Below are 22,178 nucleotides of genomic sequence, written 5' to 3'. Positions count from 1 at the left end.
TGCACCCATCCGGCGCGATCGGCAGGGCCGGCAGCCGCGGCACACTCCGGCGTCACCCGCCCCGGCTTCGGCTTGGTGGGGAGGACGATGGTGTCAGGGGCGCGGACCGCCCCCCGGCCATTGTATCGGAAGATCGCCGTTGCATCCGCGCCTTTGCGAACCGGATGTGCCGCGCGATGGCTGCCATGAATCGGCCGGCTCCGGTCCAAACGGGCGGCGATCCTATTGGCCTTCGTCAACCTCGGCCACATTCCTGATGAGGCGATCGATCAGCGACAAATGGCGAGGCAACGTTACTGTTTTCACGTCAAGTTCACGAACTACCATGTCGCGCGCCCGTCTGCGCATCGCGAGCATGCGGTCGTGATGGTCGAGAACGTCACAGACGCGCTGGCAAACCGCATGCGGATCGAAGAAATCGACCAGCAGCCCGTTCTCCCCGTCCCGCAGGTATTCCTGCACCGGCGGCGTTGCCGCCCCGACCACCGCACAACCCGCCGCCAAAGCCTCAAGGAAGGACCAGGACAGGACGAACGGATAGGTCAGATAGACGTGTACGGCTGAAACCTGCAAGATGTTCAGGTAGAGCGTGTAGTTCAGATGACCGAGAAAATGCACGCGCGACAGATCGATGCCGGCCACTTCGCGCAGCATGATGTCGCGGAAGCAGCCCGAGGGCGGCCGCGGGCCATAGCTGACCCCGTCACCGCCGACGATCAGCACATGGGCATCGGGACGGCGGCGCAGCAGTTCGGGAAGGGACCGCATGAAGATGTGGAAGCCCCGGTACGGCTCAAGATTGCGGGCCACGTAGGTCACGACCTCGTCGCGCCGCGTAATCCGCTGGCCCGGCGACACCTGAAGCCAGGCGTCCGGATTCGGCTGAACGAACTCGGTGTCGACACCTTCATGGATTACGCTGATGCGCCGTCGCATCCGCTCGGGATAAAGTGACCATTGCCATTGCGTCGGGGTGAGCCCCCAATCGGCACCGTCGAAGCTCAGGTGACCGATCGCGTTTTTCGTCCGGATGCGCGGCGCATCGTCCAGCGTGATCGGCTCAGCCGGGTCGAAACCGACGTCGGCCCCCTGCATTCGATAGTAAAACTCGAAATAGCCCAGCAGAGGCACATCGGACCAGACGTCCTTGACGTAAAGGGTCTCACCCCAACCCGTGTGGCCAATGATGATGTCGGGTCGGAAGCCGCGACGTTTCAAACCCAGGCAGATCTCGTAAACGCACTGTCCCGCTACGATCCCTTTCTCAAGGTCCGCAATATAGTGGTGCGTTCCCGGATTTGCCTCCCGGAAAGGAGTGTATCCGATCAATTCGACGTTATCGAGGCGGTTCGTCTGATGCTGGGTGATGAAGACAACCTGATGGTCTTCTTTGCTGGCGAGATGCCGGACGATGTGGAGAAACTGTCCGGGAAAATTCTGATGGATGAACAGGAACTTCATTTCTGGACGAAAGCCGGATAGGGGGAGTCCTCGATGGGGCGGCCATCGGGAAGCGGGCGGTGAGCGATCGCCTCCAGTTCCAGCATCTCGCGGCGGCGGAGCAGGATCGGATCGAATCCCGCGGCCTGGAGATCGCGCAGCAGAACGGATGGGGTGAACCCCGTACGGTGGGCCATGAACTCGTTTCCCGCGGCAATGGCCGCGCCGAACCCGAAAATGATATCGCAGACCGTGACGTCGCCGGCCGGGGCGGTGTACAGCACCTCGTCCAGCCGGTCTTCCACGACGAAGCGGCTGACCCGCTGCAGGTCGGGAACGATGATCACCGCCGCGCCGCCGGGCACCAGAACCCTTCGGACCTCGCGCAGTGCCCGCAGCACCTCGTGACGTGACACGTGCTCAAGCACATGGGACGACCAGACGGCGTCCACGGATTCATCGGGGAGCGGCGACAGGTCGGTGATCGAGCCGACGATATCGGGCGCAACTCCGCGGTCGAGATCGACGCGGATCTCCCGCCAGACGGGCGGCGGGAACAATGAGTGGATGCGTCCCGCTCCGTGCGGGCCGCATCCGATGTTCAGCACCGTTCGATGCCGGCTTCCGGGCAACGAGCCCCCGTTCATCGCGGCAACCGGCAGCCGGGAACCATGTCCATCACGGCCGGACCTGTGCGATGGCCGTGCCCCGCGGCACGATGCGCACCGTGAACGCCTGTATGGGATCGCCGATCGCGTCGGAGCGGTACGGCCGTCCGTTGGCCAGGACCGGGCTGCGGGCACCGCTCAGGCAGGCCACCTCGTAAAGGCAGTCAAACCGATCGGCAAGGGGGCCGCGCAGACGGACAGCGAGACCGATCAAGGGGGTCCCTTCGCCGCGCGATCCGCAGAAGCTGCCGCCGGTCATCCAAAGGGTCTCGACCCCCTTGGCGTTCAGTCCCTTGTACTCGACCGAGTCCGCGGGCACGTTGTCCAGCGGCGTGATGGACAACCCCTCGATCCACAACTTGCGGTCGGTCGAGCCGACCCATTCGCCGCCGTGCGCCGTGACATCGCCGCAGTTCTGGACATGCGCGACCAACCGCAGCCGGATTTCCGGCGCCGCCGCTCCGACGGGCAGTATCTGGCCGGGTGTGCCGTCCAGCCGCGTCATCTGAATGCTCAGCGCCTGCCCCTGATAGCCCTGCGGCTGAAAGGACGTCAGGACCATGTCGGCCGGCGAGCCGGATACCTTGACGATCAGCGTGTCGCCCTGGCTGGACAGCCAGCCGCATGCGCCGACGCCCATCATCTCGACGTTTGCAGCGCAGGCGGGTGCCGGTGCGAGCGCGATGCTCGGCAGAGGAAGGGTGGATTCCCTGTGCGCGCGTGCATCGCCGCCGCGCACGACGGAGAACGAATAGAGTCCGGGCTGAAGCGACAGGACCCGGGCGACCGCGCCCAGCGGCCGCTCCGGCGTGGTTTGGTTCATGACGGAGGGAAACATGCTGGTGGAACCTCTGCTGCTACGAGGGGCGGCGCTCCGCCCGGCCGACGATGGGGTCGCGCCGACGATGGGCGCCGAGAGGATGGCAAGCAAGCGATCATTGATGGCTCGGGCCGGCATGTCCGGTGGCAGCAGCCGACCGCCTCCGTGGGTGCGGATTCGCTCCGCAATCGCTCCCAAGTCAAATGCGACGGCCTCCAGGCCGGCTCGCCACGCGGTCGACAGCGCGTAACTCCACGTCTCCGGACAGGCGGACGGGAGGAAAGCGAGATGGGCTGCCTGTCTGCGCACCAGGTCGACGGCCTCGTCCTCGACGTACTTGCCGGAGACAAAGACACGGCCCGTGGCGAACAGCGCGGCATCGTCCCGGCTGTACCCGACCACGACAAATTCCAGGGGAAGGTCGCGCCGCATCGCGTCATAGGCGCACTCCAGCAGCACCGAATAGCCTTTGTGGTGACCGATGGCGCCGATCACGCAGACCCGCCACCGTCCGGCGGCAGGCCGATGCGGCGGCAGTGCCCGCGGTCGAACATCGTCCCAGGGCACCACGTCAATCGGCAGGTCGCCGAGATGACGGGTCAGGCGGTCCGCCACGTCATGGACGGGAACCACCACCCGACGGGCTGCGCGGAGCAGGTCACGGGACCGCGCGCGCAGATCGCTGACCGGGAGCGTCTCCCCCGAGGCGGGCGGCGAGCCCTGCACGCAACGCTCGCAGGCGGACAGGTCCGGCTCGCCGCAATAGCGGTTTGTCGCATCGATCAGGCAGACCTGCGGACAGATCCAAATGTAATCATGGATGAACACCTCATAGGGCACGCCCAATCGCGCCGGCAGCGTCAATACGACCGGATCATGATCAAGGCAGTGCTGGATCTCGATCTCAGTGATCGGGACCGTCCCGAGGAAATCCACAAGCAGATCGAACTCTTCCGCCGTCCGGAACAGGAGGTCGTTGATCCGCGGCTGCTGCGGATCGCTCACGCGGCAGTGTCGGACGGCGCGATTTATTCCGGGCTCGGGGGTCAGCAGCAGGACCCGTCGTCCCGCGTCGGACAGCGTCCTGACCCGTTCCTCGACGTGCCTCGCCACCCCTCCGACGCGGCCGAACGCTACCAACAGGACCGCCGGGCGTGGATCGGCCACCGCACGCCAGCGGGCCAGATCCATCCGGCGCCGGACCGCCGCCAGGGGATCCTGCGTCCGGAACCGTCGGATCAGGTCTTCGTAGCCGGGATGCAGGCGATTGACGGTACGGAGGTTGTGCCGCGTCAGCACGGCCTTGCGCCGCCCGAACGACCGCCCGCCGACATGGCCGACGAAGACGTCGGCCGCCGCGACGTGCCGCCATCCCATTCGGCGCGCCCGCATGGAAAAGTCGTTCTCCTCGCCATAGCCCCGGCCGAACAGCGATGTGTCCAGCAGGCCCGTTTCCGCCAGGCAGTCGTGACGGATGTAGGTGCAGAAGCCGACCGCCGTCGGAATCTCGATCCGGACCGATCCGTTGCATTGGCGTGCCAAGGCGTCGAAGGCAGCGACATCCGTGGCGGTGAGGGCCGACCGACCGGCCGGCCCGCTCGGGTAACTCAGGATCTCGGCGTCATTGGAAAGGGGAGTCGCGGTTCCGATGTCGGCGGCCGAGTAGGCGGCCTCCTGCAATCGTGCGAGCCAGTCGCCATGGACCAGCGCATCGCTGTTCAGCAGCACGACGTCACGACCGGGGTGGAGTGCCAGTCCCCGGTTGGCGGATCCGGGAAAGCCGAGGTTGTGGCGGTTGACCAGCAGTTCGATGAGTCCGCGCTCCGCCAGGGCGGCGAGCGCCCCGGACAGTTCGTCATCGGGGCTTGCGTCGTCAATCACGACGACGTGCGCTTGCGTGCCCACGGTTTCGAGAACCGCGCGGATGCATGCCATTGTCTCGATCAGGCCGCGGTACACCGGAATGACGATGTCGATTGCCCGGGCGCGTCGTCCCGCGGGGTCGGCACGCCGTGCCGCTTCCGGTGCCACAGGGGCGGGAATGCGGCGCAGCAGGCCGGCAACGCACTGCCGACTCGCTTCCGCGATGAGGCCCGACGGGTTGCCGCCGTTCGCAAGGGCATCGGCCATGCGCACGATCTGCTTGAACCCGTCGGCGCGGTCGATCCATAGGATCGAGCCGCCGGTGAGGTCCCCCGTTTTCAGGGGCAACGCCGCCGCTTCAGCCGTCACCTCCAACCGGCCCGGCCGCAACTCCGTCCGTCCGAGATCCACGGAGAACCGGTACCGCCCGTTGCCCGCGCCGGCACGGTGCAGCACCTCGTCATAGCGGTCGGCGGTGACGGTCAGGCTGCTGCCGTGCTGGTCCCGGACACGAATCGTAAGGTGGACCTGCGGTAACGCCGGAAGCCACGCCCACCCCTCGAGCGTATCATCGACAAGTGTCGCGTCTCCCTCAACCTCGAACCGGTGCGGCCGGACCCGTCCGGAGCCGACAAGGGGGATGCCATCGCGCGCAACAAGCAGCGGCCCTTCGGCGGACCGGGTCAGTGCCACCGCAATGGGGATCAGCCCGTCATCCGCCGGTCCGCGGGCAAATCGTTCAATGGCTTCCGCAACCGGAAGGTCCAGAATTGGCTGCCCCCCTGCATCCACCCGGACGCGAAGTCGCGCAGACGGCTCATCGGGACCGGGGGGACGCACCGCCCCGACCAACCGCCCTTCGAGGTCCACCGCAGCCCAGCCCGGCGCCTTTGAAAGGGTCACCACCCGGTTCAGCAGCGCGGCCAGATTCGGCGTCCGACACACCGGGAAGCGCGCCAGCGCCCGCTCGCATCCGCCGCGGGCGTCGTCCACCCGGCCGGCCGAGGCGAGGGCGTGGCAAAGCGTAATCGCCGCCTCCGGCGACAGGTCCGCCTCTTCGAAGGCGGACAGAACGGAGATTGCCCGGGTGGTGTCCCCCGCCGCCAAATGGAGAGCGGCAAGAAGGCAGGCGATCGACTGCGTGTCAGGGGACAGACGATGGGCCCGATCAGCCCAGCGCACCGCCGATTCACGGTCACCGGTGCCGACGGCGCACTGTGCCAGGATCACCAGCGCGGAAGCGTGTGCATCCTCATTGCCCAATTGAGACAGGGCCAGGGCTTCTGCCCTGGCCCGATCCCCCTCGTCGAAAACCCGCTCAAACTCGAGCACTTTCGTCCTCAACCAAAATGCCGTCGAGCGGTCGAATCGCGCGGGAAGGGATGACCGACCGGACGACCGCCTTACTGGACGATGATCGAGTTTGTCGAGAGATTCGTGATGCCGCTCAGCAGGATGGTGGTGTTGTCGGGCAACGTGATCACGGTGTTGCCACCGGACACCACCGCGTTCTGGACGAGCGACTCGGCCGTCACGCCGGAGTACCCCTGGACCAGTATCCGGTTGTTGCTGCCGGCCGCATTGAAGTCACCGATGGTCGTCGAACCGCCGCCGAACACCGTGCTGAACACGAAGAGATTGTCGCCTTCGCCGCCGAGCATTCCCGTCGCCCCACGACCACCGAACAGCGTATCCGCGCCGCCGGCGCCGACGAGATTGGTCCGGCCATTCGATTCGGTCGCGCCCACCGCATACAGCGAGCCCTGCTCGACCGCGAAGATGTTGTTGGAACCAGAACCGCCGAACACCGTCGACTGACCGCCGGAGACAAAGATATTGCTGTTTCCCGAACCACCGATGATCGTGTTGCTGCCCGACGATGAAACGACCGTGGACGTACCCGTCCCGATGCCGATCATATTGCTCCCGCCGGAGGCGAAAACCGTATCGTCGCCCGCCGAATACACGGCGTTGCTGCCCCCCTGCAGGCCGATCAGGTTTGCACCGGCCCCGCCGGTGATGGTGTTGCTGCCGGATGCCGCCACAATCGTATCAGCCTGCGGTCCGCCGAGCACCGTGTAGCTGCCGCCCACACCCTGCTCGCCGAGCAGGCCGATTACCGTGCCGGCGTTGCCCGCGACGACCGTGCCCGTGCCGATCGTGGTGTTGATGGTCGTTCCGGATACGTCGTTGCCGGCGATCAACTGATTCTGGGCGCTCCCGCCAACGACGGTGACCGCGAGTTGCGGGTCGACCACGATGAACGCCGAATTGTCGACCGCGGAGGCCACCACGCTTCCCTGCCCAACGGCAGTAAAAACGTTACTAATGCTGCCCGGATTCACCAGATTCGGGTCCGAAAGCACTGAGCCGATGACAGTCGAAGACACACCGATGGTCGAAGGATTGGAGACCGTGCCTCCCGAGAGCGTAACGTCGACTGCCATATCGCCATTCTTCCGTTAAGCAGCGTCATCTGAGGACGCAGGTAATCTGCGTGCCCACCAACTATATTGCCTTTTGCACCAGAATCCAGCGGGAAATTTGAGGTTGCAGCAGATTCCGGGCTGTCCATCCGTACGACAGCCGTACGTCGGAAAACGGCTTCACGGGGATGGGGTGGACGCGCCCGCTTCTGGTCCGCCGGAGTAAAGCGTATGCTTGCCGCCCGCCGCACTGAGCAGAACATCCGGTGTGGCAGAATAGCGACAGGATTGCTTCGTGACGCCGCGAGTCGCTCCTGTCGGATCCGGATTGCTACGAGTGGAGACGGGTGGTGCGACGTCGCAAGGTTCTGATCTGCGATTATGATTTCCATACGACGCTCGGAGGTGGACAGGTCCTGTACCGGCGCATCGTCGAGCGAAATCCCGAAATCGACTTTTTCTACCCGTCCAACGGCGGCGACCTGAAACCGGAGGTGCGCCGGCTGCTGCCCGCCAACGCACACCCGTATGCGCATGACCGGACGATGGACGTGTCCTTCCTGTCAGCGGCCGATCCGGGCATGGACTGGGTGGCGGACGCGCACCTCGGTGACGTGGCGCGCATGCTGGCGCCATTGCAGGGCATGGTGTTCGAGGCTGCGGACGTCCCGTCGTTCCGCCCGGTCGCCCATCTGCTGCGCCCGGTGGCGGCGGCGTTCGGTGTCGTCATCGACCGGGTTGTCCTGGGTATGGTGGGTTGGGCCAGCAATTCCATGCGTACGGCGTACAGGAGCACGCCGCAGGAATGGGCGAGCATCGAACATACGATACCGCTGGTTTCGGCCCTTGAATCGCGCAGCATCGCTGCCGCCGACCAACGCTACACCATCTCCGGCACCGAACGGGCCGATGCATTCGGATCGGACCTGCCGATCGCCCTGCTCGACATGCACGATACCATCGAGTCGTTCCCTCCTGTCGACGCCCGGCCGCCCGGCGAGGGGCCGCCCGACCTCTGGTACGTTGGGCGCCTGGACGGGGCCAAGGGCCCGGATCTGTTCCTGGAACTCGCCGCGCGGCTGCCGAGGCACCTGTTCGGCGGCTGTTTCTACGCCGGTCCGGACAACGACTGGTCGCCGACCGCCCGATGGTCGGACCATTTGGCGGATTTGGCGGCGGCACGCGGCCTGGACGCCGTTTATGCCGGGACGCCGTCGGACGAGGAGATCCGCCGGCGCGTCTACGCCGGGCGGGTTGTTCTCGTCGTTCCGTCCCGCACGGACGCTTTCAACTACGTGGCGCTGGAAGCGGTGATGAACGGTTGTCCGCTTCTGCTGTCCTCCCGGACGGGGGCGAGCGAATTCCTCCGCCTCCACCACCCCCACCTGCAGCCGCCGCTGATGGATCCCGACGATCCGGACGACGCGGTCGTGAAGCTGCGCACGCTGCTGGAAACCTATCCGGCACCCGCGGTGTCGCTGCGACGCGCTCTGCGCGAGCGACCGCTGCCGAAGCCCCGGTCGATGTTCATGGATCCCATCTACACCTCTGAACCCGCGTCGTCGACCGATGGGCGGGACGCGGACGTCGCGTTGGCGCTCGCGCTGGGCCGGGAGGCATCGCTGCGCAATCCCGGTTTGTCCGCATTCCATTCCTCAGGACCGCGCACCCGGCCGGCGCGCGTGTCGTTGATCGTGCGTGCGCCCGCCGACCCGAATCGTCTGGCGCCTCTGCTTGCCAATCTTGCCCGGCAGACGCTTCCGGCTGTCGAGGTGCTGGTGGTCGATGCCGGGACGGAGCGGTATCGCCTGCTCCGGGACATCACCGGCAGTCTGTTCCCCGGGGCCAGGATCCTGTGCGCACCCGATGCGGGCGGGTGCATCAATCATGCACTTGGGCTGGCCGGGGGTGAGTGCGTCGGTGTCGTCGCCGCCGGCGACCGGCTTGCCGCAGACTGGCTCGCCGCTGCCGTCGCTGCGCTGGAGGCCGCGCCCGACGCGGTGGGTGTCTACCCCGACTGGGCGTTGATCGACGAGGTGGGCGCACCGGTCGGCCGCTCCCCGGATGAAGCGTTCTGTCGTGCACGAATGCTGACGGAACACCGGTGTCTGCCCGGGCCGGGAGCCATCGCGCGCGGCAGTGCAATGACGCTGGTCGGAGGCCATGATCCCGCATTCCGCTTCCTTGCCGATTTCGACCTGTGGCTGCGCATCAGTGGCGAAGGCACCGTGATCCGGGTGCCATGGATCGCTGCCCGGCGGCATTCGGAGGATCACGGGCCCGCGTCGCCGGATGTCCTCGGCGTGCTGGCGGCAGAGCACGTGGACCTGGTGGAACGATTTGCGCAGGATCCGCGCGAGGCCGGACGCTGCCGGAATCTTCTGCCGGCGGCCCGTGCCGCGGCCGGCACGGCGGCCGCGCGGACGCGCACGGAATGGGCGTCGGTGCCGCTGTCGTTGCTGGGCGGCTCCTTCGGCTGGGCGGAACGGGCCTGGATCGCCCGGGCAATGACAACAGCGCCGACTTAGGCTATCGGTTCGCTCCACACGAACAGAGCGGGATTGATCCGACGTGAGCGATCCGGGCAGCCGCCCCATTGTTGCCTTCGACGGCACCGAATCAGTCACCGGACGGGCGATGCTCACCGTTTCGGCACTCCACCGGTGTACGGACTGGCTTCCCCTGGTGCGGCCCCGCTTCATCGACGTGACGGACGAGAACGTCGTGCTCGCCTGTCAGGCGCTGCGTTGGGAGCTGGGGGTGGAGATCGAGGTGCTGCCACCGTCCGGGATGCGGGCGCACCCGCCGCTCCGGGGGGCGCACCTGTATGCCGGCATCGCCTTCCGCTCGGCCGGCCACATGCGGCTCGTCGAGGCAGCCGCCCTGTCGGTCCCGGTCATCCTCGCCATCCAGTTCCCGGAAGAAGCCTGGTGTTCGCGCTCGGTCATCCTGCATGAAGACGCCGCCTTCGATCCCGGCATCTTTGCCACCCATCTTCACGATGCGCTTCGCCAATGGCTATAGAATCGCCCGAGGGAACCGTCCCTTCGCTGCGCGGCACCCCGGTGCGCGGTCCGCTGATCCTGGTGGTCGCGATCGGCGGCAGCATTCACACGTCGCGCTGGCTGAACATGATGCGCGGCCAGGGCTTCCGGTTCGTGCTGGTTCCGATCTACCGGGAGACGCTGGTCGAAGGACTCGAGGGGCCGCTCATCCGCGATGCCGCCGACCTGGACAAAGTAACCGATCGGACCTTCGGCGTGTTCGACCTCCAGTCCGTCGACGCGGACGAGGTGGAGCGGACGGACCGCGCATCGGGCTATGTGCCCTGGTCCTCGTCCCAGATCCCGGCGGGAAACCTCATCCGGCCGGCCCATCTCGCCGCGGCGATCAACCGCCTGACACCGGCCATGGTCCATTCCATGGAAGTGCAGTACGCCGGCTATCTTTGCGCGGCCACCAAGCGGTGGATGCAGGGCGCGTTTCCTCTGTGGCTCCTGTCGAACTGGGGCAGCGATATCTATCTCTACCGAAAGATTCCCGAACATCAGCCCCGGCTTGCCGAAATCGCCGGCCTGATCGATGCATACATCGCGGAGTGCCGGCGCGACATCGGCATCATCCGCAGCCTGGGCTATCGTGGCCATGTTCTCCCGGTCGTACCGGCCTCCGGTGGCATGGACTTCGACGGCCTCCCGCGGCTGGAGGACCTGCCGCCCCCGTCGCAGCGGCGTGAGATCCTCATCAAAGGTTATCACGGCTGGGCCGGCCGATCGCTGCACGTCCTGAGCGCCTTGCATCTGGCCGCACCGGCGCTGAAGGACTACCGCGTGCGGATCATGCTGGCGGGCCCGTCGGTCAGGGCCATGGCGGAACGATTGGCGGAGTGGGACGGGCTGGACATTGCCTGCGATCCCTATCTGTCCGACCACAGGAAGGCGATGATGCGCCTTGGCCGGGCCCGCGCGGTGATCGGCCTCAGCATTTCCGACGGCATCTCCACCACGCTGCTCGAGGCCATGTGCATGGGGACGCTTCCGATCCAGAGCGACACGTCGTGCGGTTGCGAATGGGTGGTGCCGGGGCGGACCGGGCTGCTCGTTTCGCCCCATGACGTTGCCGGCCTGGCGAACGCCATCATCCGCGCCGTGACCAGCGACGAACTGGTGGACGCCGCCGCGACGGCCAATCGGCGCACCGTCGAGGCGCGGTGGAACGCCGCGATCAATGCCGGCGTCATTGCCGACGCCTACCGTGCCCTGCTCCGACCGATAGCCGGCGGCCTTCCTCCCTGCTGATCCCCCGCATTGCCCGTCCTTCGGCCGGCCCGGCATTCCGCCACTGTGCTCCGCTCCGTCCCTTTCCTCCCGAGTGTACCGATGTCCGAAATCCTGGTCTCCGTGGTGATTCCCGTCCTGGACGAAGCGACCCGGCTATCGAGAGCGTTCGACAGCCTTCTCATCCAGACCTGCGGCCCGCTTGAGGTGGTCGTCGTCGCGACGGAGGCGTACGCACCGAGTGTGGGCGAGCGGTTGAGCGTTCACCGGCACCGCTTCCGCCTGGTCACGGTTGCCGACAGTGCGGATCGCGCGTTGGCACTGGCGCGAGGCTTCGCGGAGTGCCGCGGCACCTGTGTGAGTTGGCTCTCACCCGACGATATCTGCGACCCGCGCCGATACGAGGAGCAGATCGCGGTGCTGCGGCAGGATGGGTGGGCGGCAGTCGCCTGTTGCAGCACCCATCGGATGAACCGCGAGGGGCGCATCAGCGGCATCAACCCGATCGGGGAGGTTGGCGGCTCGGCCCTGTGGAGCGTGCTGGCCGGCACGATCGATCCGACGACGCTGCTGGTGCCGCGCACCCTGCTGGAGGAGGTTGGCGGCATCGACACCCGCTTTCCGCTACTCCATGAACTGGATCTGGCGGTGCGCCTCGCCGGGCGCCATCCCTTCAAGGCCGTCCGCGCCGCGCTTCTGCGCCGCGCCGAGACTGCCGCTGCGGTATCCGGCGAGGTGCTGCCCGAACTCGAGCGCATCTGGGACCGTCTTCTGGACCGGTCCGGCCCGGAAGCGATCGGCGCCCAGGCGTCGTTCGCGCTCACCGCATTCGGCCGGGCCTGGCGGTGCTTGCTCGACCGCCCGGTGCCGGGCGCCCGCAGGCGGCTGGTGGCGCTTTCCGGCGAGCGGTTCGATGCGGGGGACCTGGCTGTCGGTGTGTTGACGGACAGCCGCCGCGGCGCGGGTGACGGGACGGCGCCGGCCGTACGCCTCGGCGTGCCCCACGCCACCGTGGTTCCCATCGACTCCCCGCCGCGCAGCATCGCGGCAGCGGCCGCCGACCTGCTGACGCAAACCCGGGCCTCACGGCTGACGCTCGTTGACGGATCGGCGCTGCCGGCGCCCGGCATCCTCGCGGAACAGATGCTGCATGCCGAAGCCTTCAATCTCGACGCCTGCCTCCCGGACGCGGAAGACGATCCGTTCTCCGTCGCGAACAGGCGGTCAACCGTGGTCGGTACCGTCTTTCGCCGGTCTGTTCTGGAGGTCGTCGTGGCCGAGCTTGCCAACGGGGAGGCACGGTTCTGGACGGCGTTCCGTCGGTTGGGGCGGGTGGGCGCGCTGCCGCGCGACCCTGGCCGTCCCGGAGCCGTCACAGAGAATCCGGCCGCTTTCGCGCCGTCCGCGACCGTCGTCCACCTGGTCGATCACGATTGGTACCGTGAGGAATACCCGGACGTCGCGTCGGCAGGTGTCAATCCGACCGAACATTATTGGACGTTCGGCTGGCGGGAGTCCCGGGATCCGAATGCCTGGTTCTCGACGAGCTACTATGTGCGTGAGAACCCGGACTGCGCGGATGCGGGACGCTGCCCCCTCGATCATTTCATCCTCGTAGGCGCGGCCCTGGGACGGCGCCCGTCGCCGCACTTCGACATCGCCTGGTACTCGCGCCGCTATCTCGGGTCGGACATCCCCACCGCCCGCGCTCTTCATCACTTCCTGACCGAGGGGATCGGGAAGGGGTGCGTGCCGGACCCCGTTCTCGACACCGCTGCGGTCGCGCAGGAACTGGCGGCGGCGCCGGCCCGGAACCGTCACCGGCACACGCTGTCCATGATCGCACGGGCCCGCATCTGGGAAGTGCAACTCGCCGAACTCGTCGATTCGGATTGGTACCGCTCCGTCCATCCGGACGTTGCGGCAGCGAACGTCGACCCGGTGTCCCATTACCTGACCTACGGCTGGCGTGAGGGACGGGATCCGAACCCGTGGTTTTCGACACGCTATTATTTGTCGTCCAACCCCGACCTTGCGTGGCGCAACGTGTGTCCACTTCTGCACTTCCTGCGCCGGGGCGCCAGCGAAGGCCGCCGCCCGCACCCGGAGTTCGACATCGGTTGGTACAGCAACCGCTATCTTGCCGGCGCGCCGCCGAGCGCCGAAGCCCTGGTGCATTTCGTAACGATCGGGCTCGCGGCCGGAGCCGTCCCGTCCCCCTTCCTCGATCACGTCTCGGTGCGCCGGGCGGTCCTGGCCACCCCGCCGGGGGAACGGTCCGCCTGCCTGGTCCGGATGCTGGCCTTCGACGCAGACACCCGCCATGGACCTTTGGAATGGCGGGAGGCGGACGCGGACCTGTGGCCCGTGTGGCTCCGGCGCGGCCAGCCGGACGGGGTGACTCCGGTCATCATTCACTTCGACGGCCGGTCGGAAACGTCATGGCATACGGCGCAGGCGGCATCCCGCGTCCTGCCCATGGAGGAGGCCGCAATCTACCTTGCCGACCATGGTGACGGCGACGCCCTTCTCGGGAGCTTCCATCCCGGCGCGCCGTCCGTCCTGCGCCTGCGCCTTCCCGACCAGACCGCCGTTCTGAAGCGGTTGTTCCCGGCCCTGCGGTGCCGGCGCGCTGCCTCCGTCGAAAGCACCGGCGCCGACGGGATCGTCCGGCGCGCCATCCTGGCGGCAAAGCTGCCATTGTACCTCAACGGAGCCGACCGGCCGCCGGCGGTGTGAACCCGGCCGCCGCGCGAACCCGGTCGGGTTCAGAATGCATCGTCCCGGCCGCCGCGATCCGGTGCACCGGCGAACCGCTCGAGCAGTTCGCGCGCCCGTTCGTCGCCCCGTTCGGCAGCGATTGCAAACAGCCGGCGTGCTTGCACGGGATCCCGGTTCGTCCCGTAGATGCCGTAGAGCTCGCCGAGCGCCGTCGCCGCCCGGACCTCTCCGGCCTCCAGCGCCGCCGTGAACCACCGCTCGGCCCGGGTGTCGTCGCGCTCCACGCCCAACCCCTGCATGTAGAACCGGCCGAGGTTGACCCGGGCCCCGACAACGCCCTGCTCGGCCGCCGGAATCGCCCAGCGGACGGCCTCGCGGTAATCCGGTGTGCCCGTCGCCTCACCGCTGGCGTAGAGCGCACTCAGCCGGAACTGGGCGGTGGCGTTTCCGGCTTCGGCCGCCATCCGGAAGCAAGTCAGTGCGGTCTCCCGATCCGGCACCCCGTCGAGGCCGACGAGGTGCAACTCGCCCATGTTGTGCAGGGCATCGGTGCTCCCCTGGTCCGCCGCCGCGCGGAACCAGCCCACGGCATGCTCGGCCGAGCGCTCGACCCCGTGGCCGGTTGTGTAATGGGTGCCGACCGCGAGCTGCGCTTCGAGGTCCCCCTGCGCGGCCGCCCGAAGGCTCCACCGGAAGGCTTCGACGGCGTCGACCGGCACGCCGCGTCCCGTAAGGTGGAGCTGGCCGAGGATGCGCTGGGCGATGGCGACTCCCGCCTCGGCAGCCTTGCGGTACCAGTGGGCGGCTTCCATCAGATTGGGCAAATCGGCCTGCACGCCGCGTTCGTGGAGGGCGGCAAGGTCCATCATGGCCTCGACGTCTCCCTGGTGCGCGGCTTTGCGCAGCCAGCTCTCCCCCTGGACGAGGTTCGGCTGCACGCCGATTCCCGCGATCAGGCAGCGGCCGAGGTGGCGCTGCCCGGCGACGCTGCCGAGAACGGCAGCCTTGGCAAAGCAGATTGCGGCCTGTTCACTGGATTGTGGCCGTCCGAGCCCATGCGCCCAGATCCGGCCGAGATAGAACCAGGCCGTCGCGTTTCCCTGCGTAGCAGCCTTCTCGAACCAGACGAACGCCTCGTCGTAGTCCGCCTCACCCAGATAGCTGCCGGCGAGCAGCGTGCCCAACCCGAGTTGGCCCTGGGGATTTCCGGCTTCGGCGGCCAGGCGGTACCAGCGCTCGGCCGCTTCGTAATCGGGGTCCGCCGCACCGAAGGCGAAATGATTGCCGACGAGCGCCCGGGCCATGGGACGCCCCTGCTCCGCCGCGGCGAACGACCAGCGCAGGAACTCCTGCGGATTGGGGTCGATCCGCAAGCCCTCGGGGAACAGCGAGCGCAGGGCCGGATCCTGCTCGCGCAGCCCCGGCGGCTGGGAGCGCCCTTCCGCGTGCAGGATGGCCAGCCGCTCCTGGGCGACGGCATGCCCTTGCTCTGCGGCGCGACGGTACCAGACCAGGGCGTCGATAGCGCTCGCGATCGCCCCTTGCCCGGTCTCGTAGAGCAGGCCGAGACGGTACTGGGACTCGGCATGGCCGGCGGCGGCGGCGGCTTGCCAATGCCGGAACGCGGCCTTGTGGTTGCCCTTCGCGTGCTGGCGGAGCCCCCGGGCGAAGCGGCGGGCGGGGCGGGACGGGTGCAAGCGGTCGGCGAGGGCGCGGAGCAGGTCGCCGATCCGCCGGGAGGCATCCCGTTTTCTCGAGTCACGGTTCACGCAAGCCTTCCTGCACGCTGACCATCGCCTTCTCCACAAGATAGGAAATGATCGTCCGCGTGCCGACGACGATATCGGCGGTCACCGGCATGCCGGGCACCAGCCGGAAGTCGTCGGGGACGTTGCGCAGGCTCACCTCCCGGAGATCGACCCGGGCGCGATAGAACGGCTCGGAGGATCGGACGCCGTCCTTCTGTGTGAAGGAGTCCTCGCTGATCGTGCTGACGACGCCCCGCCCCATGCCGTGCTCGACATAGCGGTAGGCGTCGAACTTCAACTGCACGACGTCGCCCGGTTTGACGAAGCCCTGGTCACGGGCGTCGATGTTCGCTTCGATCTGCAGGGCTGTGTTCATAGGAACAAGCGTCATGATCTTGTCTGCCGTCTGAACGATCGAACCGACGGAGAGCGGCGCCACGTCCAGAACGACGGCGTCCTCCGCCGCGCGCATTTCCACCAGGTCGTGCCGTCTGGTCGCTTTGGTCAGTTCCTCGTTGATCCGGTCGAACTCGACCTGCTTGTCGGCCAGTTCCTTGATGATCTGCGACTGGCGCTGCTGGATGTAGACGTCCTCCTCAGCCTTCAGCGCCTCAAGGTCGTGGGTGGCGGTCAGGACGCTGGATTCCGCGGCTGCCAGATTGCGTGAAGCCTCGACCCGTGCGTCGCTCGCCAGAAGCGAATTGAGGCGGCTGCCGACCTTGTTCTGCTCGAGTTCCTGCCGCATATCCGCAACCGCGCTCAGGAGCTGGAGCCGCCGTTTGTAGTGCACGACATCATCACGGCTTTGCTGCAGACTGGCACGCGCCACATCCTGCTTCTGGCGCAGGCTCATCATCCGGGAATGGAACTCCGACTGCCGGGCCTGCCAGATGGCCGCCTGCAGCCGGGTATCCGGGTTCCCCTCGACCATCCGGTAGGGCTTGTCCTGAAGCTCCATCTGCAACCGGTCGATCTCGGCGGCCAGACTGCGGCGCTTGCGTTCGAACTGGGCCATGTCGGCGGCCGAAAAGGTCGGATCGAGGGATGCGAGAAGCTCGCCCTTGCGGACGACCTGACCTTCCTTCACGCGTATGTCGCGGACGATGGAGGTTTCCAGCGGCTGCAGGCTGAGGGCGGCGCTCTGCGACACAACCTGGCCACGGGCAACCACCACGCGCTCCAGCTTTGCGATGCTGGCCAGGGAGAGCAGGCCTATCAGCAGGCACGCCAGCAACCACACCGTCAGCCGGGCCGCCAGCGGGTCGGACCCTCCGATGATCTCGGACGTCTCCGACTGGAAATCGATGATCGTCTGCTCAGAATGCTGCTTAGCCATGCGAGACCCCAACCGAATTGGTGGCGAGGAGGGTCGTTTCCGAAGAGAGATGGCGATTCTGCTGAAACCAGAGGTGACGGTAGATGTCGCAGGTCCGCAACAGGCTGTCATGGCGACCGGTAGCGTAGACCTTGCCTTGCTCCAGAACGATGATCTGGTCGCAATCGAGCAGCGATGCGAGCCGGTGCGAAATGACGATGACGGTGCGGCCGCGGGCGATGCGCTTCAGATTGTTGTTGATGATCGCCTCGCTGTCCGGATCCAGGGCACTGGTCGCCTCGTCGAAGATCAGCAGCGCCGGGTTGCCGATCAGTGCGCGGGCGATCGCCAGTCGCTGGCGCTGACCACCGGACAGGTTCGCCCCCCCTTCCTCGATCGGCGTGTCGTAGCCGCGCGGCAGGCGGTCGATGAATTCCTCAGCGCCGCTCAGCCGTGCTGCCTCGATGACCTCGTCGAAGGTGGCGCTGGGTCGTGTAATCTTGATGTTGTCGCGGATGGTGCCCCGGAACAGGAAATTGTCCTGCAGAACCACACCCAGGTTCGAGCGCAGGTGGTTCAGGTCGAACTGCCGCAGGTCGATGCCGTTGAGCTTGATGAGCCCGTCGTATGACTGGTGAAGTCCCTGCAGCAAACGGGTGATGGTGGTCTTCCCGGAGCCGCTGCGTCCCATGATCCCGACGATGCTGCCGGGCTCGATGGACAGCGAGACACCGTCGAGCGCGAAGGGAACGGCACCCGGGTAGCGGAAGCGGACGTCCGTCAGCGTGATCGCGCCGGCGATGGCGGGGCGGACACCGGCGCCCGCCTCCTGTTCAGGCCGCTGGTTGACCACGGAGCCGACCTGGGCCATGGCGCCCCTCACCTCCTCGATCTGCTGCAACAGGGCGACGATCTGCATCAGCGGTGCCGTCGCCCGCGACGCCAGCATCGAAAACGCAACGAGCGTGCCGGCCAGGATCGTCGACTGCTCGGTGATGGCCAGGTAGGCCCCGAGCATCAGGACGCCGGTGTAGATCAGCTTCTCCAGCGGCTGCAGGATGGTCTGGGGTTGATTGCCGAGTTGCATGAAGGCGGTCTTCGCGCGGACGGCCTCGGCGACGCGGACGTCCCACCCGAGCTGCTTGCGGCCCTCCAGTGCCAGCGACTTCACGGTCCGCATCCCGTGGAGCACCTCTATGAGAAAGCTGCCCTTCTCGACCTCGGCCGCGATCACCCGCTGCTGGGCAGCCCCGAGGGGCCGGAAGTAGAGGACGACCACCAGGCACATGAGCGCACCGATCCCGAGCACGACGAACGTCAGACCCGGGCTCAGCACGAACATTGCGGGAATGATCACCAGCAGAGTCATCAGGTCGAGCATAACGCCGAAGACCTGTTCGGTGATGAAGGAGCGGACGCGCCAGATCTCGTTGATCTTGTAGCTGACCGTGCCGGTTGGCGTCTGTTCGAAGAAGTCCATCGGCAGGCGCACCAATCGGTTGAAGACCGCGGTGTTGATCCGCGCGTCGACCCGCGCCGTGCCGATCGACAGCAGGTGACGGCGCAGAAAGCCGAAAAGTGTGTCGAACAGGATCAGGAACAGGATGCCGCCAATCAACACCTCCAGGGTCGATACCCGCTGATACACCAGTACCCGATCGACAACCACCAAGTAGAGGAACGGCGGGACAATGGCAAAGATGCTCATCATCATTCCAGCGATCAGAACCGATCGGAAAATCTTGCGGTCCCGATAAATCTGTTGGAATAGCCACGGAAAGCCGAATGGACGGTCGTCGATGTCTTGCTTGTGGCGGCGCTTCACGAAGATCGCCTCGCCGTCCCAGGCTGCGGCCAGACGCACCTCGTCCACGGCGATGCAGGTGTCGTCGGGCTGATGGGGACTGCGCAGCAGGACGGTGTCACCGCGCCCGGCGTTGCCGGGCTCATACTTCACCAGCACCATGGCGCTGCCGTTGCGCATCCGCAGGACGACGGGTAGCGCCTGCCCGAGCCGGGCGAGCTGCCGCCACGTCAGACGGGTGGTCCGGGCGACCAGCCCGTTTTCGTTGGCGATCCGGACCACCTTGCCGGAGGTCAGATCACCGGAGTCAAGAGCATAGTCTCTATCGATCTGCTGGGGTGAAAGATCAATCCCATGCTCCCGCGCGACCATTTGCAGCGCAATCAGCACGGAGTACTTTATGTCCTCGTCATTCTCCGCTTGGAGAGCGTCGACTGTGCTGATCTTTGACATAATCTCTGCCTTGGCGTGGGCTGGATGAAGAACGTTAAGTAGATGCGGCGACTGATGGCATGGCTGCTGCCCCGGCGATGACGCCGGTTCCACCCCCGCTCCGGGCCGGTCGTCGACTGTCTCCGGTCACCGGGGCCAGATAGCCATCGGGATAGAATGCCGCGGCCGGGTCCGGCGGCGTCCCCGCCGACGGTGACGAGGGGCGGCCCTGCACCGACGCATGGATGGCCAGGAACAGCGAAATCCAGGCATCGGGAGCGCTGTCCCAGGGGATCAGCCAGGTCGCGGGACGGGCTGAACACCGTTCCGGGACCGAGCCGATCGCTCCGGCGGCGATCGGGTAGCTGAGATCCATGACCCGCCCCAGCGCGTGCAGTGCCACCTCCGGGGCCTGGACGGGGAACCATGCGACGTGCGGCGCAAGACCGATCATCGCCGCGCCGAAGTCATCGGGATCGACCGGCCCCCGCAGGTCGAGGACGTTGGCGCAGGCGTGCCGGTCCCTGACCGGCACCGCCATGTCGCCCAGGACGTGGATGCGGATGGGAAGCCCGCGGTCGCGGATCACCCGTGCCACTGCCAGGACCACGCTGCGTCCCTCCCGCTCGCCGGTCGGTCCGGCGACGACCACCCGCAATGATTCGTGGTTGCGCACCCGTGGCACGAAGACGTGCCGTGTCCGATTCGCCGGGCGCGGAACGGGTGGCGCGGGAATGACGGTGATGTGCGGGTGCATTGCCGCGACGGCATGGGCAAGCGCGCGCGAGCCGGATATGATGCGGCTCGCCTTCAGGAGAAGCCCGGGAACCAGCGGCCTGACCATGCCGCCGTCGGGCGCGATGGCCTTCTGCGGTCCGACGAACCGTCCATCGGCGCCGCACAGGTTGGGGTCCCGGGCGACCAGATGGTAGTCGGTCAAGGTGACGTCGTAGGGAACCCCCAGCGTATCGAGCAGCGTTTCGACCACATCCTCCACCCCCAGCGCGTGGTGCACGTCGGCACGAGCGATGCCGATGGCGCGCAGCAGACCGACCAGCGCGTCGAACTGGCCGGGAAGGTCGAAGCGCAGCCCGGATCCCGCGTTGCCGGGCACTGTGGACAGGAACAGGCGCCCGCCGCCCGGCAGGTGGAGAAACAGGCACTCCGCCCGGCCTGCGACGGCGGCGGCCAGGGACCGGGTGTGTTCCGCAGGATCGGCCAGGTCGAGCCGGCCGATTATCAGGATGACCGGATACGTGCTTGTAAGCAGGTAACGGACGGCCGCAGCGGCCTCGCTGTGAAGCGACCGATCGTACGGCACCATGGAGCCGCCCTTCAGGGCTTCGGCCAACAACGCGGCGGATGCTGCCGCGGCACCGGCCGGTGGTGCGTATTCCGCGATGGTAAGGCCGGACAACGCCAGGTCACCGGCGCGAAGCGCCGCGCAGGCTGCAGGCACGGCATCGCGCCGCAGCACCAGCCCGTCCAGGGGCGAGCCCCGTGTGCCATGGTCGGAGGGCCGGGCCGCGTCGGCCCGGGACCATACAAACTCCTCCAGGCCGGCGCACAGAAGGGTGTTCGCTGTGGCGTCGTCGCCGGAAAGGAATGCCAGGACCGGTTGGGCGACGGTTTCCGCCGCATGCGCCACCACCGCCGCCCAGTTCGGGGGCTGGAGCGGTGCGGCCGGTTCGTACGCGACATGGACGATGTTGTGCGGCCGCGGGCGGTTGCTCCGGAGTGATTCCGTGGTCGCGGCAAAGGAACCGTGGCGGGGTGCGACGACAATCGCAGCGCACGGCACCGCTTCGAGCAGCGGTGCCGTGCGTTGCGCGAGGAATGCCTGGAAGCCGGCCAGCAAACGCCAGTGCCTCTTGAGCCGCAAGAGAAAGCGCAAAGGCGAACCTTCGTACGCCTGCATCTCCGCGTCGGTCATCTCGTCAACGAAATGTGTGAACAGGCGGCTGGTCTGGTCGAGATGGCTGCGGTGACGCGATCCCTGCCCGGGATGGTTGCGGTAACTGACGTGTGTTCCGGGGCTGCGGACAAACGGCACTGCACGGGCCATCCGGAACCACAGCTCATAGTCCTGGGTCACCGGCAGGCCCGGCGCGAAAACTCCCACCCGCTCGAACACCTCGCGCGGGATGAGCATCGCGCAGCCGTTCAGAATCCCCGTAAAGACCCCGTCGAGCGGGCGCGCCAGGAGATCGGTATCCGCTGCCGACACTTCACTGAGGCGATTGCCCGACTCGTCGATGACCTCGTAGGCGCCGTACACCACGCACGTGCGCCCGAATTGTCGCCATGTCGCGACCTGCACCTCGATCTTCTCGGGCTTGTAAAGATCGTCATGGCTCAACCAGCAGAACAGTTCGCCTCTCATCTCGGCGATGCCGCGGTTCAGAGCCGAGGCGACGCCGCCGTTGTCCTGGCGGACATATCGGATCTGGTCCGAAAAGCCGCGTGCGACCTCGGCCGTCATGCCGTCGTCGATGGAGCCATCATCCACGACGATCACTTCGATATGGCGATAGGTCTGGCCGAAAACGCTGTCGATCGCCGTAGCCAGATACGCCGCACCGTTGTAGACCGGTATGACGACGGATACGAGCGGCTGCTGATTGGTCATGAACGCACCGGATTGACGCAAACGACAACGGGACG

Annotated in this window: 12 protein-coding genes; 4 read left to right on the top strand and 8 right to left on the bottom strand. The window is 66.9% G+C overall.

Annotated features, from left to right (window positions below):
• Window positions 1-222: 222 nt before the first annotated feature.
• From G472_RS0113225 to G472_RS0113210, 4 genes are all read right to left on the bottom strand, one after another.
• The gene (locus tag G472_RS0113225; RefSeq protein ID WP_029008786.1) at window positions 223-1,461 is read right to left on the bottom strand and encodes a glycosyltransferase family 4 protein; all 1,239 of its coding nucleotides are present in this window, start codon (window positions 1,459-1,461) and stop codon (window positions 223-225) included.
• Window positions 1,458-2,087 (bottom strand): methyltransferase domain-containing protein, encoded by a 630-nt coding sequence (locus G472_RS32980; protein WP_035692288.1) that lies wholly within the window; start codon window positions 2,085-2,087, stop codon window positions 1,458-1,460. Before G472_RS32980 ends, G472_RS0113225 begins: the two co-directional genes overlap by 4 nt.
• A gap of 31 nt (window positions 2,088-2,118) precedes the next feature.
• The gene (locus tag G472_RS37135) at window positions 2,119-6,123 is read right to left on the bottom strand and encodes a glycosyltransferase (protein WP_156927112.1); all 4,005 of its coding nucleotides are present in this window, start codon (window positions 6,121-6,123) and stop codon (window positions 2,119-2,121) included.
• Between the two features lie 71 nt (window positions 6,124-6,194).
• Window positions 6,195-7,238: a calcium-binding protein gene (locus G472_RS0113210; RefSeq protein ID WP_156927111.1), complete on the bottom strand. Its 1,044-nt coding sequence runs from the start codon at window positions 7,236-7,238 to the stop codon at window positions 6,195-6,197.
• Between the two features lie 329 nt (window positions 7,239-7,567).
• Here G472_RS0113210 and G472_RS0113205 point away from each other — a divergent pair, with 329 nt between their 5' ends.
• From G472_RS0113205 to G472_RS0113190, 4 genes are all read left to right on the top strand, one after another.
• On the top strand, window positions 7,568-9,745 hold the full coding sequence (locus tag G472_RS0113205; protein WP_156927110.1) for a glycosyltransferase: 2,178 nt from the start codon (window positions 7,568-7,570) through the stop codon (window positions 9,743-9,745).
• Between the two features lie 43 nt (window positions 9,746-9,788).
• Window positions 9,789-10,241, top strand: coding sequence for a hypothetical protein (locus G472_RS0113200; RefSeq protein ID WP_029008783.1), 453 nt, complete (start codon window positions 9,789-9,791; stop codon window positions 10,239-10,241).
• Window positions 10,232-11,515, top strand: a complete 1,284-nt coding sequence (locus G472_RS0113195) for a glycosyltransferase (protein ID WP_084536625.1) — start codon at window positions 10,232-10,234, stop codon at window positions 11,513-11,515. Before G472_RS0113200 ends, G472_RS0113195 begins: the two co-directional genes overlap by 10 nt.
• A gap of 81 nt (window positions 11,516-11,596) precedes the next feature.
• Window positions 11,597-14,233, top strand: a complete 2,637-nt coding sequence (locus G472_RS0113190) for a glycosyltransferase (RefSeq protein ID WP_029008781.1) — start codon at window positions 11,597-11,599, stop codon at window positions 14,231-14,233.
• Window positions 14,234-14,262: 29 nt separating this feature from the next.
• Here G472_RS0113190 and G472_RS0113185 read toward each other — a convergent pair whose 3' ends face one another.
• The 4 genes from G472_RS0113185 to G472_RS37130 form a co-directional block, all read right to left on the bottom strand.
• Window positions 14,263-15,984, bottom strand: coding sequence for an SEL1-like repeat protein (locus G472_RS0113185; RefSeq protein WP_029008780.1), 1,722 nt, complete (start codon window positions 15,982-15,984; stop codon window positions 14,263-14,265).
• A complete protein-coding gene (locus tag G472_RS0113180; protein WP_035692286.1) occupies window positions 15,974-17,299 on the bottom strand; it encodes an HlyD family type I secretion periplasmic adaptor subunit in 1,326 nt (441 codons plus the stop codon). Before G472_RS0113180 ends, G472_RS0113185 begins: the two co-directional genes overlap by 11 nt.
• Window positions 17,292-19,472, bottom strand: coding sequence for a peptidase domain-containing ABC transporter (locus G472_RS32970; protein ID WP_245593479.1), 2,181 nt, complete (start codon window positions 19,470-19,472; stop codon window positions 17,292-17,294). Before G472_RS32970 ends, G472_RS0113180 begins: the two co-directional genes overlap by 8 nt.
• Window positions 19,473-19,569: 97 nt before the next feature.
• The gene (locus tag G472_RS37130; RefSeq protein ID WP_051340770.1) at window positions 19,570-22,143 is read right to left on the bottom strand and encodes a glycosyltransferase; all 2,574 of its coding nucleotides are present in this window, start codon (window positions 22,141-22,143) and stop codon (window positions 19,570-19,572) included.
• Between the last annotated feature and the right edge of the window lie 35 nt (window positions 22,144-22,178).

Origin of the sequence: Azospirillum halopraeferens DSM 3675 (assembly GCF_000429625.1) — a bacterium.
Taxonomy (GTDB): Bacteria; Pseudomonadota; Alphaproteobacteria; order Azospirillales; family Azospirillaceae; genus Azospirillum; species Azospirillum halopraeferens.
This window is presented reverse-complemented; position numbering and strand designations above follow the sequence as displayed.

Bases quoted from the DNA above. Each gene is read 5' to 3' on its own strand.
- G472_RS37130 (WP_051340770.1), bottom strand. From the start codon at position 22,143: ATGACCAATCAGCAGCCGCTCGTATCCGTCGTCATACCGGTCTACAAC.
- G472_RS0113225 (WP_029008786.1), bottom strand. From the start codon at position 1,461: ATGAAGTTCCTGTTCATCCATCAGAATTTTCCCGGACAGTTTCTCCAC.
- G472_RS0113210 (WP_156927111.1), bottom strand. From the start codon at position 7,238: ATGGCAGTCGACGTTACGCTCTCGGGAGGCACGGTCTCCAATCCTTCG.
- G472_RS32980 (WP_035692288.1), bottom strand. From the start codon at position 2,087: ATGAACGGGGGCTCGTTGCCCGGAAGCCGGCATCGAACGGTGCTGAAC.
- G472_RS0113180 (WP_035692286.1), bottom strand. From the start codon at position 17,299: ATGGCTAAGCAGCATTCTGAGCAGACGATCATCGATTTCCAGTCGGAG.
- G472_RS0113190 (WP_029008781.1), top strand. From the start codon at position 11,597: ATGTCCGAAATCCTGGTCTCCGTGGTGATTCCCGTCCTGGACGAAGCG.
- G472_RS0113195 (WP_084536625.1), top strand. From the start codon at position 10,232: ATGGCTATAGAATCGCCCGAGGGAACCGTCCCTTCGCTGCGCGGCACC.